Origin of the sequence: Luteibacter sp. Sphag1AF (assembly GCF_014192715.1) — a bacterium.
GTDB lineage: Bacteria > Pseudomonadota > Gammaproteobacteria > Xanthomonadales > Rhodanobacteraceae > Luteibacter.
In genome coordinates this window covers 25101-38778 of the sequence record NZ_JACHYH010000001.1, presented here as the reverse complement: position 1 = coordinate 38778, position 13678 = coordinate 25101, and the positions used below count along the sequence as shown (strand labels likewise).

At 63.0% G+C, this 13678-nt stretch carries 9 protein-coding genes; 4 read left to right on the top strand and 5 right to left on the bottom strand.

The features are described from left to right. Nucleotides 1-169 precede the first annotated feature (169 nt). The 3 genes from FHW69_RS00155 to FHW69_RS00145 form a co-directional block, all read right to left on the bottom strand. Nucleotides 170-3205, bottom strand: coding sequence for a TonB-dependent receptor (locus FHW69_RS00155; protein ID WP_183420981.1), 3036 nt, complete (start codon nt 3203-3205; stop codon nt 170-172). A gap of 311 nt (nt 3206-3516) precedes the next feature. Beyond that, nucleotides 3517-6465: a TonB-dependent receptor gene (locus FHW69_RS00150; RefSeq protein ID WP_183420980.1), complete on the bottom strand. Its 2949-nt coding sequence runs from the start codon at nt 6463-6465 to the stop codon at nt 3517-3519. A gap of 124 nt (nt 6466-6589) precedes the next feature. Next, a complete protein-coding gene (locus FHW69_RS00145) occupies nt 6590-8560 on the bottom strand; it encodes a prolyl oligopeptidase family serine peptidase (protein ID WP_183420979.1) in 1971 nt (656 codons plus the stop codon). A 151-nt stretch (nt 8561-8711) separates the two neighbouring features. Here FHW69_RS00145 and lgt point away from each other — a divergent pair, with 151 nt between their 5' ends. The 4 genes from lgt (at nt 8712) to FHW69_RS00125 (ending at nt 11910) form a co-directional block, all read left to right on the top strand. Further along, a complete protein-coding gene (gene lgt, locus FHW69_RS00140) occupies nt 8712-9539 on the top strand; it encodes a prolipoprotein diacylglyceryl transferase (RefSeq protein WP_183420978.1) in 828 nt (275 codons plus the stop codon). A gap of 13 nt (nt 9540-9552) precedes the next feature. Beyond that, on the top strand, nt 9553-10347 hold the full coding sequence (locus tag FHW69_RS00135) for a thymidylate synthase (RefSeq protein ID WP_183420977.1): 795 nt from the start codon (nt 9553-9555) through the stop codon (nt 10345-10347). A 136-nt stretch (nt 10348-10483) separates the two neighbouring features. Beyond that, nucleotides 10484-10972 carry a dihydrofolate reductase gene (locus FHW69_RS00130; protein ID WP_183420976.1) on the top strand — a complete coding sequence of 163 codons (489 nt, stop codon included), beginning with the start codon at nt 10484-10486 and terminating at the stop codon, nt 10970-10972. Beyond that, on the top strand, nt 10972-11910 hold the full coding sequence (locus tag FHW69_RS00125; protein ID WP_183420975.1) for a Nudix family hydrolase: 939 nt from the start codon (nt 10972-10974) through the stop codon (nt 11908-11910). Before FHW69_RS00130 ends, FHW69_RS00125 begins: the two co-directional genes overlap by 1 nt. 272 nt (nt 11911-12182) lie before the next feature. On the opposite strand, the gene coaE is transcribed toward FHW69_RS00125, so the two are convergent. Together coaE and FHW69_RS00115 are read right to left on the bottom strand one after the other, a co-directional pair. Next, a complete protein-coding gene (gene coaE / locus FHW69_RS00120; protein ID WP_183420974.1) occupies nt 12183-12800 on the bottom strand; it encodes a dephospho-CoA kinase in 618 nt (205 codons plus the stop codon). Next, nucleotides 12797-13666: an A24 family peptidase gene (locus FHW69_RS00115; RefSeq protein ID WP_183420973.1), complete on the bottom strand. Its 870-nt coding sequence runs from the start codon at nt 13664-13666 to the stop codon at nt 12797-12799. Before FHW69_RS00115 ends, coaE begins: the two co-directional genes overlap by 4 nt. Nucleotides 13667-13678 lie beyond the last annotated feature (12 nt).

Genomic DNA, 13678 nt, shown 5'->3' with positions numbered 1-13678 from the left:
GGTAGGCGGGCGTCGGTCAGCGCGCGCCAGATGGTGTGTCGGGTTTGCTCGTCGCGGTGGCGTGGCGTCGCCCGCGAGTGTTCGCTCCATTGCGAGCAACAAAAAAAGGGCCGCCCTTGCGGGCGGCCCTCCTTGTGCTCTTTGTCGCCGAGGCGACGCGGGGCGGGTATTACAGGGTGAAGTCGTACTGAGCCATCAGACGGAAGTAACGCGGCGTCTGGTAGTAGCTCGGCACGCGGTACGTGGTGTTGTACAGCGTCTGGCTGCCGCGCTCGCCGATTTCGTTGATCGCGATCGGCTTGCTGTTGTTCAGCACGTTGATCGCGTCGAACTGCAGCGTCAGACCCTTGGCAAATGCCGGGGTGTAGACGACGTTCGGGCTGAGCGTCCAGTTCCAGGGCAGGCGCTTCTGGGTACCGCGGTAGCTGATGTCGCCTTCGCAGTAGAAGTACGCCGAGTTGTAGCCCGGGATGTTGTACGGGATGTAGTTGCCACCGCCGAAGCAGTTGGTCGGACGACCCGACTCAACCAGCATGTTCAGGCCGACGGACCACTCGGACGAGAACTTGTAGCCGCCGTACGCCTTGATGCTGTGGCGACGGTCGTTCGGCAGGTAGCCGTTCGAGCCGATCATGACTTCCGGGTAATCGAAGTCGGTGGTCGTGCCGGTGTCGTCCTGGCCGTTGTCCGACTTCACCAGACCTTCGGTGTTGCCGTAGTTCTTCGACCAGGTGTACGACGCGTTGACGTACCACTTGTCCGACGCCTTCTCAGCCGTCAGCACCACAGCCTGGTAGCTGCGCTTCGCCTTCGGGCCGAGCTGGTTGCCCGGGATCGTGACGTTGCGGAGCGTGCCGCTGCCGTCCAGATCAATGTCGATGGAGAGCTTGCTGCCCGGGTTGTAGATGTAGCAGCCCGGCATCGTCGACGGCGGGGTGAACTCGTCGCCATTGGCGTTCATGTTCAGGCCGATGGACTGGCCGTAACGGTAGAACGGACGCCAGTCGCAGGTGTCGTCGATCGCGTTGTTGAGCTTGCGATAGATCATCTTGGCGCCGACAACCCAGTCGTTCAGGAACTCGTTGTCGCTGGTCAGGCGGTGCTGGAAGCCGAGGATGTACTCATCCTGCGAGTACGGCTTCAGATCCTTGGAGGCCACCGAGCGCGGGTCCGGCGTGCTGCCGTTCTCGCCGTTGACGATCTGGACCGGGCCCAGTGCGCCGCCGAGCGTCGGAACGCCCTTCGAGTCAACCGACGTGTAGGCGTAGTCCTGCGTCGTGAAGTACGACGAGGTAGCAGCGCGCAGAGCCACGTTGGCAGCGATGGGCAGCGAGTAACGACCAGCCGACGCGAAGATCTTGGTCGACGAGTCGCCGAACAGATCCCACGAGAAGCCCAGGCGCGGCTGCCAGATGTTGTTCTGCTTCACAAACGTCTGGTGAGCGCCGTTCATGTTGTCGAACGAGTCGTTACGCACGCCGATGTAGGCGAGGAAACGATCAGTGACCTGCCAGTTGTCCTGCAGGTAGAAGGACTTCTGGTCGATCGAGACCGAACCACCGGTGCGGTAGTTGTTCAGCTGGACGTAGTCACGACCCGGCTGGCCGTAAACGCCATCAGTGTCGGTCAGGTAGTAGTACAGCATGCCGCCGGCGTAGCTCTGGCCGGACTGCGAGCTCCACTTTTCCTTGCTGAAACCACCGGCGATGTCGTGATCGCCGACCTTCCAGTCAAGGTCGACGCGCCATGCGGTGCGCTGATCCTGGCCGTTGAAGATGTCGATGGTGCTGGCGGTGTAGCAGGAGCCGTACTTCGGCACGGAGCCGGCGATGGCGTTGTCACGTGCGTCGATGACGTACGGGCAACCGGCGTTGGCGCCGTTGATGTTGCCGTCGTACTTGGTCACGGTGCCATCGGGGCTGATGTACTGCGAAGAGTTCTTGCTCTTCATCTTGCCCCACTGGCCGGTGATCGTCAGATCATCGGTCACGTAGCTGGTGTACTTCAGCACGTCGACGTCGCCGCCGGTCTTCACCTGACGCTCGCCGCGGTACGTGGTTGCGTACGGCGTGCCGTCCGAACCATAGGCCGACGAATAGTAGTTATTCGTCTGGTGCTGGGTGTTGTTCATCCGCGTGTATTCGAGGATGTTGCTGTCGTTGATGTTCCAGTCCAGCTTGATCAGATAGAACGGGTCGTCAAACGAATTGCGCGTGGCGCCAGCGGTCGACGTCGCGGTCGGGTAAACCTGGGTGGTTTCCTTGTGCGACTGGAAGATGCCGTAGAAGAACAGCTTGTCCTTGATCAGCGCGCCACCGAGCCATGCCGAGTAGACATTGTCGTTGTCGTTGTTGCGCTCGTAGTTGCGGTACATCTTGCCGTTGTTGAGGTACGTCGTGTCCTGGCTGGAACGACCGTAGGCCGGGGTGTACACCCAGCTGGCGCCGCCCTTCCACTCATTCGTACCACGCTTGGTGATGACCGAGGTCACGCCGCCGGTGGAGAAGCCGTACTGGGCGCCGTAGCCGCCGGTCTGGACGTCGAGCTGCTGGATGGCCTGGAACGGCACTTCCGTGAACGACAGGTTGTTGTACAGGTTCGTGACGTTGAAGCCGTTCACGTAGTAGCTGTTCTCGGCAACGGAGGCGCCACCGAACGACGGCAGGTTGCCGAAGCGCGAGTCACCCTTGGTGGTGCCGGGGGTCAGCGCGGCAACGTCAACGACGTTACGCGGAACCGGGAGCTTGTCGAGCTGGTCAGCGGTGAAGCTGGTGCGCGACTCAACCGACGCGACGTCGATCGAAGCCAGGGCGTTGGCCGACACGGTAACCGTGTCCAGGGCCTGCGGGCTCGCATCGGCGCTGGTGGCCGGCGCGGTGAAGTTGATCTGTGCGTTCTGGCCGGCAACGACGTTGATGTCACGCGTGGTGACGGTCTGGCCGTTCTGCTGAACGTTGATGCGGTAGCTGCCGACCGGCAGCGACGAGACGCGGTAGCGACCGTCTTCACCAACAACAACCTGGCGGGTCTGGCCCGAGCCGAGGTTCTGGAGCTGGATCGTCTGCGAGGCCGTGGCGGTACCGTACACATCGCCAACGGTGCTCTGGGCGAAGGCGGAACCGGCGACGAGGCAGGCGCCAAGTGCGGACACGAGCGCAGTGCGCTTCAGCACGCGCGAACGCGTGAGCAGGGTGGAGCTTGACATTAGGTAAAATCTCCCTGGCCCTGCACACGGCAAGGCTGAACAGCTTGGAATTAGCACCGCGAACGGCACTGGTTGTGGGCAAAGAGGGATTGGGGATGGGGATCCCCACGTCGCGCCAAACCCCCGGGCGCTTTGCGACGTAACGCGAACATAACGCGCCAGTCACACGCATGCAAGGTTTTGGGAATGAATCCTATTTAGTTGCGATTCGGCGGGAATTCCGCCGGTTTCCCGTACGCACGCGTTTGTTCGTGCGGAAAACCACCGGTTCTCCACGAAAATCACGTGGTTTTGCGGCCTTCACAGGCGGCCTAAAACTTCTGGTTGTACCCGACGTACACGTAGCGGTCGATGTCGAACGCAGGATTGTACGGAGGGCTTCCTGTTCCTGCGGCGGTCACGGCGTAGTACAGCGGACCCTTCCGGTCGAAAAGATTGTTCACGCCCAGCGTGAACGTGCCATTCCAGCGCGCGCGGTAACGCACCTGCACATCGCTGAAGGTGACCGAGCCTTTGCGGCTTACTCCCATCCCTCCGGTGCGCTGGTTGAGCTCGTCAGGACGATTGCATTCAACGGTGGCGGTGTAGCAGGAGTCTTTCAGGCCGGAGTAATAGCGCAGTGTCCAGCTGGCACCGAACTGGCGGAAGTCCCAGTCGGCGCGCAGATTGCTGCGTACGCGGTACAGGCCCTGGGTGCCGTCCATGTAGCCGGCCAGTGCGCGCGAGGCGATTCCAGGGCCACTGGCGCGGTCGTAGCTGCTGAGGTACGTGCTGTCGGAGGCGACACGGAACGTGCCGATGGATGTTTCAGGTAGCCGGTAATGCAGGCCGAGGTCGTAACCGTCGGTGCTGAGGCGGCCGAGGTTGGCGAGACTTTCGTTCAATGCCGTGATCCGGCCATCCGGTGCGCGGGTGAAGCGCCCGCAGAACGTAGGGTCGTTGTCGATGTAGCAATAGGTGAGGATGTCGCTGGCCAGCACCGAGGAAATGATGTTGGCAACGTTGACCTTGTAGTAATCCAGCGTGACATCCAGCCCCGGCACGTAGGACGGGCTGTAGACGAGTCCTGCCGTGCGCGTGATGGAGGTTTCCGGTTGCAGACGGCTATTTGAACCGCTCTGGAAAGGCGTCAGCGACTGGCCCCCCGTGTTGGACACGATGGGCTTGCCTGCGGCATCTGTCTGTCGATAGTTCGCCGGCACGCCGGCGTTCGCGCAACGCGATGCAACCTGCGCATTGGTGGCGGCAGCGCCATACACGGCATCGCATGGATCAAGAAATGTTTCAAAACTTTCCGACGTGCCCGCGTACAGGTCGTCGATGGTGGGCGCGCGGAATCCGCGCGCGAAGGTGCCGCGCAGCAGAAGATCATCCACGGGCTTCCAGCGGAAGCTGTATTTGTTGTTGGTGTTGCCGCCGAACTCGCTGTAATGCGAATAGCGCGACGCCACGTTCACGGCGAGCTCGCGCGCGAAGGGCAGGTCGCGCAACAGCGGGACGTCCAGTTCGAGATAGGCTTCGTTGACGACGTAGCTGCCGCGCGTTGCGTCGGTGGCGAGGTTGGTGGTGAGGCCTGCTGCGTCGTTCGCGTCGGGGCGGAAGCTGCCGGTTTCTTTTCGGTGTTCGATGCCTCCTGCCAGATTCACCGTGCCGCCTTCGTCGGCATCGACAAGCCAGGGCAGGTCGATGATGCCGCCGGTGATGTTGGCGACGAAGTCGTTCGTCCGGCTCGTCTGTCGCGTGGTGCCCGTCGCGCCTATGTAATTCCACACGGCCTGTGGCGTGCCGCCAGGGCCTGCCAGCACATTCCATGGCAGGCAGCCTGCCGCGCGATCCGCCGCGCTGGCGCAGACGATCTGTCCGTTGATGACCGTGGTCGGCCCGAGCGCCTTTTCGGCATTCGGCAGATAAATGTTGCCCGTGCTGACCTGACGGCTTTTCGTTTCCGAATAGTTGTACGTCGCGTCCCAGTTCCACGTGTGGCTGCCAAGAAGGAAATTGCCTTCGGCGCCCACATCCACGTGGGCCATTTTTGCCTTTGACCACGTGATGCGCGGCATTTCCACGGTGCGCCGAAGGAATGAGGTGGCGTAGCCGGGGAACGGGTTGTATGCGTTGTCCGGATCAATGGTGAGGCCGCCACCGCGACCTGAGGCAGAGGTCAGCGGATAGCCTGCTACCTGACTGTCGCTGTCGCGCACGCTGTAGCTGGCCAGTCCGCGCAGGGCCACCGTGTCGCTGAGGTTGTAGCGCCCAGTGGCAAACAGGTTGCGCAGCTTGGAGCCCGCGCGGAACGTGCTGTCGCTTCGCGTGTTGTATTTGTCGGCGTTGCTGCTGGGGTCGTACGGGTGGTAGTTGGCCAGGTCGTTGGTCGCGGCAGCGACGCCACCGGGATGATTGATGACGTAGCTGTTGGGCACCCACGTGCCGTCAGTGCCATAGCTTCCGGCGCCTGCTGTGCCCGGTGCGCGCGGATCGGTCACCTGGCCATACGCGCCAAGCCCCAGGCCATCGCCCGGATGACGCGGTCCATCGGGGTAGGCGGTCAACTGGCGACGCGAGGCCATCATGGGAGCGGTGTCCAGATAGGACGCTCCCAGAATGATCGAACTGTTTTCCGTGCTGCGCCCCCAGGTGAAATCGCCTGCTTTCTGCGTGCCGTCGCCCTTGCTGTTGTCGCCATAGGACACGTTGGCTTCAGCACCTTCGAAGCGGTCACGGGTGATGATGTTCACCACGCCGCCGATGGCGTCGGACCCGTAGATGGACGAGGCGCCGTCTTTGAGGACGTCGATGCGCTCGATCATCGACACGGGGATGGTCGACAGATCGGTCAGGCCACTGAGGCTCGTACTCCAGCGTCGCCCGTTGACGAGCACCAGCGTGCGCTGCGAACCCAGATGGCGCAGGTTGGTATAGCGGCCGCCCGTGTCGGCGCCCGAGGTGAGAGTGTCCTGCGGCGTGATGTCAGCGGTGCCGACAGACGGAATCAGCGTGAGCAGATCGTCCACGCGCGTGAGGCCGCTGGCGCGGATGGCGTCGCGATCCAGCGCCACGATGGGCTGCGCGGTTTCCACGTCGGTGCCGCGAATGCGCGAACCGGTGACCGTGATGGTGTCGAGCATTTCCGAGCGGGAGGTCGCGGCCGGTGGCGCGTCCTGAGCCAGAACCGGCGGACACACAAGGCACGCACCCAGCGCCATGGCGAGCGCAGCACGACGAAACGCGGGGTACCGCGTCGGCGAGAAACCTGATTGCATGCTTGTAACACCCTCCCGAGGTCCCGCGGAAAATAGCGGGACTCGCGGGATTCTACGGGTTTGCCGCGCTTCGGGGGAGGGCCGCGTCACACCGTCTGACGGCGTGACGCGGCTCTTGCCGGATTTACTGCGTGGCGGCCGGGGCCTGCGGGTCGCCGATGTTGGCCTTCAGGAAGGCGTCCAGCTTGTCCAGGAAGGCGACTTCATTTTCCACCTTGTAGAAGCCGTGGCCTTCGCCATCAACGGCCATCCACTCATAGGTGCGATGTGCCTTGTCCAGCGCGTCGCGCATGGCCTTGGCCTGGGCAAACGGCGCCCGGTCATCCTCCTTGCCGTGGGCAAGGAAAACGGGCACGTCGATCTTGTCGGCCATGTTCACGGGCGAGTTGGCAGCAAGTTCGGCATCGTCGCGGCCGATGACCCGCTTGAGATAGCTGCGGCCGGTCTTCTGGTCTTTGACGTCGCCCTTGGAGTACATCATCTTCAGGTCGTAGATGCCCGCCACGCCTGCGGCACACCGGAACATGCCCGGTGCACGAATCACGGTCATCATGGCCGAATAGCCACCGAAGCTGCCGCCGTATACGCAGACACGCTTCGCATCGGCGTACTGCTGATCAATGCTCCACTTCACGCCGTCGATCAGGTCTTCCTGGATGCGCGTGCCCCACTGCAGATAGCCCGCTTCCAGGAAATCGCCGCCGCGCCCACTGGAGCCGCGATAGTTCACCTGCAACACGAGATAACCCCGGTTGGCGAGGAACTGCGCATCGGAGTCGAAGAACCAGTCGTCACTGACGCCGATGGGCCCACCATGCGGCATGAGTACCATCGGCAGGTTGGTTTCTGCCTTGCCCTTGGGGAAGGTCAGGATGCCTTCCAGCTCGCGGCCGTCACTCGCCTTGAAGTGCACAGGCCGGCGTTCGGCCATTTTTTCAGGATCAATCCACGGCATGGCGGCAAACAGGGGCTTTGCCTTGTAGGTGTGCATGTCCATGGTGAAATAACGGCCCGGATCGCGGTCGCTCTGCACGTAAGCGAGCAGCTGTCCGCCGTCTTCACTGAAATTGATGAAGCTGACCAGCTGCCCCGGGAATTTCTGGGACAACGCCATGTGCAGCTTTGCTGCGGGCAGCTGGGGGTCCAGGTACGTGACCTTGGGCACGCCGGTGGCCGGACGCGTGGCGAAAGGACGCGAAGGGGCCGGGGTCCAGAGGCCACCGGTACTGACGCTGCTGAAGCTGTCCTGCGCCAGCACCTTGCGGTTGCCGCCGGTCTCGTCCTGCTCAACCAGCTGCGACGGGCCACCCTCTGCGCTGTACGAGGCGAAGATGCGCGTGGAATCGGGAACCGGGGCGAGGGGGCTGAACGTGGCACCGGCCTGCGCGCGACCCCACTTTACCCAGCGCTCGCCTTCGCGATGGAACACGACGGTCTTGTAGTCGGTGTCCACGCCCCACGCAAAACGCGGCGTGCCGTCATCGGCCACCAGGAAGGAAATGTCGGACATTTCGAACTGGGCCAGCTGCCGGCGTGAGCTGCTCTCGGAGTCGACGTCGTACAGCAGCGTGCGTTCCTTGTTGTCCCAGGGCGTCGCGCGCATGAAGAAGTGGCCGTTGGTCTTGGACGGCAGCCCGTCCACAAACGCCCAGCCGCGATCAGAAGCGCGCGTGGCCGAGCGGCGACCGAAGGCTTCAAAACCGAAGAGATAATCCTGGCGCTTGCCGTTGAAATCGACGGCAAGCAACTCGCCGGTCAGCATCGGCTTTTCGACGGAGCCGAACTGGCGGCCTTTTGCCACCACGATGCGGGTGCTGCTCGTCCAGGTGATTTCCGCCGGTACTTCAAAGATCGGCAGGCGAATCAGGCTGACCGGGTTGTTCATGTCGCCGATGGCATAAATGGCCATGGAGTGCGACTTGCCATCCGGATCATCCACCTGCACGGCGATGTACTTGCCGTCGGGCGAGAGTTGCGGATTCAGGAACGTGGGCTTGCGCGCAAAATCAGCGGTCGGAATGAGATCCGCCGCCTGAGCAACAGGCACGAGCATGCAAGCGGCGGCCAGCAAGGACCGCGCATAACGTAACGACATCGAAGTTTTCCCCTGTAAAAGTGATTCCGTTCACCGCCATCCTCCCGGCGGCATGGACCGAGTATATGCAAGGCCGTCATGCTGTCCAATGCCGGTTGGCACACCCGCAGGAGCGGATACACTAGCGGCCTTCGGACCCTCCGGCGTGGTTATGACATCCCCTTTCGTTGTTTCTTTCGACCCTGTGGCTTTCAGCCTTGGCCCGGTGCAGGTGCACTGGTATGGCCTAATGTACCTGATGGGCTTTCTGGGCGCGTGGGGTCTTGGCGAATACCGTCGCCGCAAGGGGCGTTTGGCTGTCAGTGCGGATGCCTTCAGCGACCTGTGCTTCTACGCCATGATGGGCGTGGTGCTGGGTGGTCGCGTGGGTTACATGCTGTTTTACACGTCGATCAACTGGATCTGGACCGATCCGGCGGCGCTGTTCCGCATCTGGGATGGCGGCATGTCGTTCCATGGTGGCCTGGTGGGCGTGCTGGTGGCCGGCCTGTGGTGGTCGCGCCGTCACCGGGTGCATTTCATGGACGCCGTGGATTTCGTGGCGCCGGTGGTACCCATCGGCCTCGGGCTCGGACGCCTTGGCAACTTCATCAATGGCGAGTTGTGGGGCAAGCCCACGGACCTTGCCATCGGCATGATCTTCCCGCATGCCCCGGACGCCATGCCGCGCCACCCCTCACAGCTTTACGAATTCGCGCTCGAAGGCGTGGTGATGTTCACCGTGCTGTGGCTGTATTCGGCAAAGCCGCGCCATCGTTACGCGGTGTCGGGCCTGTTTGCGCTGCTTTACGGCAGCTTCCGCTTCCTGGTGGAGTTCGTGCGCCTGCCCGACGCGCAGCTGGGTTATCTGGCTTTTGGCTGGGTCACCATGGGGCAGATTCTGTCGCTGCCGCTGATCATTGTTGGCATCCTCCTGCTGTGGCTGTCCCGCCGCGCGCCCTATGCGCCGGTCGCAGCCCCGGCGGCGACCGCCTCCTGATATCGTCCGCGCCATGCAGCCTTACCTCGATTTACTCCGTCACGTGCTGGAGCACGGCACTGAAAAGGCCGACCGCACGGGCACCGGCACGCGCAGCGTGTTCGGCTGGCAGATGCGCTACGACCTGGCCCGTGGCTTCCCGCTGGTCACCACGAAGAAGCTGCATATCCGCTCCATCGTTCACGAGCTGATCTGGTTCCTGAAAGGCGACACCAATATTGGTTACCTCAAGGAAAACGGCGTCGGCATATGGGACGAATGGGCGGACGAAAACGGCGACCTGGGGCCGGTGTATGGCCGCCAGTGGCGCGCGTGGCCTACGGCGGACGGCAAGGTGGTGGACCAGATTTCCTGGGTCGTCGACGAAATCGTGCGCAACCCCGATTCGCGTCGTTTGATCGTTTCTGCGTGGAACGTCGGCGAACTGCCCCAGATGGCGCTGATGCCGTGCCACACGATGTTTCAGTTCTACGTGGCCAACGGGCGGTTGTCCTGCCAGCTCTACCAGCGGTCGGGGGATATCTTCCTGGGCATTCCGTTCAACATCGCCAGCTATGCGCTGCTGACCCACATGATCGCCCAGGTCACCGGGCTGGCGGTGGGTGACTTCGTCCATACCATTGGCGACGCGCATCTTTACAACAATCACGTGGAGCAGGCCCGCACGCAGCTGGCGCGTGAGCCGCGTCCGTTGCCCACGCTGACGCTTTCGCCGGACGTGCGCTCGGTCTTCGATTTCCGCTTTGAAGACATCGTCATCGAAGGCTACGAACCCCATCCGGCCATTCGCGCGCCCGTCGCGGTCTGACGGGCAGCATTCGCGATATCCCACGCGGTCAGTTTCGCTGGCCGCGCCTTGGGACTAATATCCGGCTCGGATCGAACGCAGGCAGGCCCCATGTGGCCTGTCGCGCGTGTCCAGACACACACCCAAAGGAATAGCCATGGCTCTCTCGCTTGTCGCCGCCCTAGATGAAAACTTTGCCATCGGCAAACAGGGCGGATTGCCGTGGCACCTGCCGGATGATCTGCGTTACTTCAAAGAACTGACGATGGACCGGTACATCCTGATGGGCCGCAAGACCGCGGAGTCCATCGGCAAGGCGCTTCCGGGCCGCACCAATCTTGTGATGTCGCGCAAGCACGAAGCGCCGTACGAGGGCCAGATCACGGTGCGCTCCGTCGCCGAGGCCCAGGCGACCTGCGGCGGCACCGGCCTGATGGTGATTGGTGGCGGCGAAATTTTCCGCGAGGCACTGCCGTATGCGCGCCGCCTGTACCTGACCTGGATTTATGCCGCCGTGGACGGTGCCGATTGCTTCTTCCCCGGCATTGATTTCAAGGAGTGGACCGAAGTTTCCCGCGTGCGTCATGCCGCGGACGCGCAGCACAAATTCCCGTTCGACATGGTCGAATACATCCGCAACGTCTGATGCACGTTGTGGCGGGGCTGCTGGTAGACGACCCGGGCCGGCTGCTGCTGGCCCAGCGTCCTCCCGGCAAACATCTTGCGGGCATGTGGGAAATGCCCGGCGGAAAACTGGAGCCGGGCGAATCGGCTTTGCAGGCGCTGGCGCGCGAACTCGATGAAGAGCTGGGCATCCATCTGGATGCAGGCAGCGTCGAGCCGCTGATCCGCATTCCGTGGACCTATGGCGATCGCAGCCTCTTTCTTGAAGCCATGATCGTGCGCCGATGGCGCGGTGAGCCGCAGGCGCTGGATGCGGCAGCCATTGCCTGGCACCTGCCGTGGGACATCGACGCGGGCATCCTTGCTCCTGCGGACAGGCCGATGCTCAACGCGCTTCGTCTTCCGACCTCTTATGCCATTACGCCGGCAGAGCTTTCGGTGGCGCAGGCACGCGGGTGGATTCTCGCCGCGCTGGATCGGGGAGGGCGGTTGTTGCAGTTGCGCCTTCCGGATGTTGCCGTCAGCGAGGTGCGCGAACTGGCCGCTGACATGCAGCCGCTGGTGCGTGCCTGCGGTGCGCAGTTGCTGCTCAATGGAGATATCGAGGGTGCCAGGGCTCTTGGCCCCGGCGTGGGCGTGCATCTTCGTTCGGCGCAACTGGAGTCGCTCAGCGCGCGACCGTTGCCGTATGGCCAGCTTGTGGGCGCGTCGTGTCACGACGCACAGGAGCTTGTGGCGGCCGTGCGCACTGGTGCGGACTTCGCGACGTTGTCGCCAGTACATCCCACGCGCAGTCACCCGGGTGCGCCCGCCCTGGGATGGCAGCGTTTTGAAGCCCTTGCCGAGGCGGCACCGATGCCGGTGTATGCGCTGGGCGGGATGCGTGTGGAGTGGATCGACGAGGCACGCCGCTTCGGCGCGCAGGGTGTCGCTGGCATTGGCGCGTTCGTCACCACTTGAGCGCGCTGGTCACGCGCTGACCAGTGCAACGCAAGTGATTGCCCCGCAAGGACGCTTTGCAGTTATCCACATGTTTATGCAGCGGCTGTCCACATTCGCTGTGGATAACCACAAACGTGGTGGCAGCCCGCTTGTGCGCGATGTGTGCCTGCCACTGCGCACTTTCTGATCAGCGCGACGCAAGTGTCTGTCGCGTAAAGGTCGTTTCAAGTTATCCACACGTTTATGCAGTGACTGTCCACATCCGCTGTGGATAACCGTGCGCGGTGCCGTCAGCGGCGCTCTGCGGCCAGCTGCGCGTATCGCGCGTGCTGCAAACCGACGGCGTGTTCCAGATGTTCGGGTTCGCCATCATTGACGATCACATCATCGGCAATGGCCAGGCGTTCTTCGCGGGTGGACTGATTGGCGATCATGCGCTCGGCCAGTGCCTGGTCGATGCCGTCGCGGCGCATGAGGCGCTGCATCTGCGTATCAACGGAAGCGTCCACGACCAGCACGCGATCCACCCACGCGTAATGGGCACGGTTCTCCACCAGCAGCGGAATGGACACGATGCAGTAAGGCCCCGTATCGGCGTCCACGGCATCGCGGAGCCACTGCCGGATGCGCGGATGAAGCAGGCCTTCCAGCGTCTTGCGTGCGGATGGATCATCAAAGATGCGTCGACGCATCGCGGCACGATCCAGGCTACCGTCCGCGTCCAGAACCCCGGGCCCGAAGACGCGCGCGACTTCCGCCAGCCCTTCGGAGCCCGGCAGCACCACCGCCCGCGCGGCCACGTCTGCGTCGTAGGCTGCTACACCCAGCCTGCGGAAAATGGCCTCGACGGCACTCTTCCCCGAGGCCACGCCGCCGGTCAACGCAATGACGAAAGGGCGATGCTTCATTGCATGCCCGCCAGATGCAGATAACCGGCAAGCAGAGGATCGCCGGCCAGAAACCATACCCAGCCGGCAGCGGCGATATAGGGCCCAAACGGCATCGGCACATCACGATCATGTTTGCGCAGCAGCATGAGCGTACCGCCAACGAGGGCGCCGATCAGTGATGACAGCAGGATGATGGGAAGCAGGGCGACCGGTCCCATCCACGCGCCCAGCGCGGCCAGCAGCTTGAAGTCGCCGTGGCCCATCCCTTCCTTGCCGGTAACCAGCTTGAACAGCCAGTAGACGCTCCACAGGCTGAGGTAGCCGATCATCGCCGCGAGTATGGCGGAGGAGGGCGCAATCGGGTGCGGTTGCCATCCGGGGATCAGGGTAAGGCCCAGGCCGATCCACAGCAGCGGAAAAGTCATTTCATCCGGGAGCAGCTGCGTGCGTGCGTCGATGCCGGACAACGCCACCAGCATCCAGGTAAACGCCAGTGCCGAAAGGGCAGCCATCGTGGGGCCGAACTGCCACACGACAACTGCACTGGCGATGCCGGTGAGCAGTTCCACCAGCGGATACTGCGCGGAGATGGCCACCTTGCAATAGCGGCAGCGACCGCGCAGCAGCAGCCAGCCGATAACCGGAATGTTGTCGTGCGCGGCCAGCGTGTGCTTGCACTTCGGGCAATGCGATGGCTCGAACACGAGGCCGGGTGGACGCGGCTCGTCGACCGGCTCAAGTTCCAGCACTTCACGTGCCTGCTTGCGCCAGTCGGCTTGCATGCGTTCGGGGGTACGCAGAATCACCACATTGAGAAAGCTGCCGACCAGCAGGCCGAGCACGCCCGCAAAGGCAATCCACATGATGAGGGGCAATTCGGGCATTACAGGCTATCC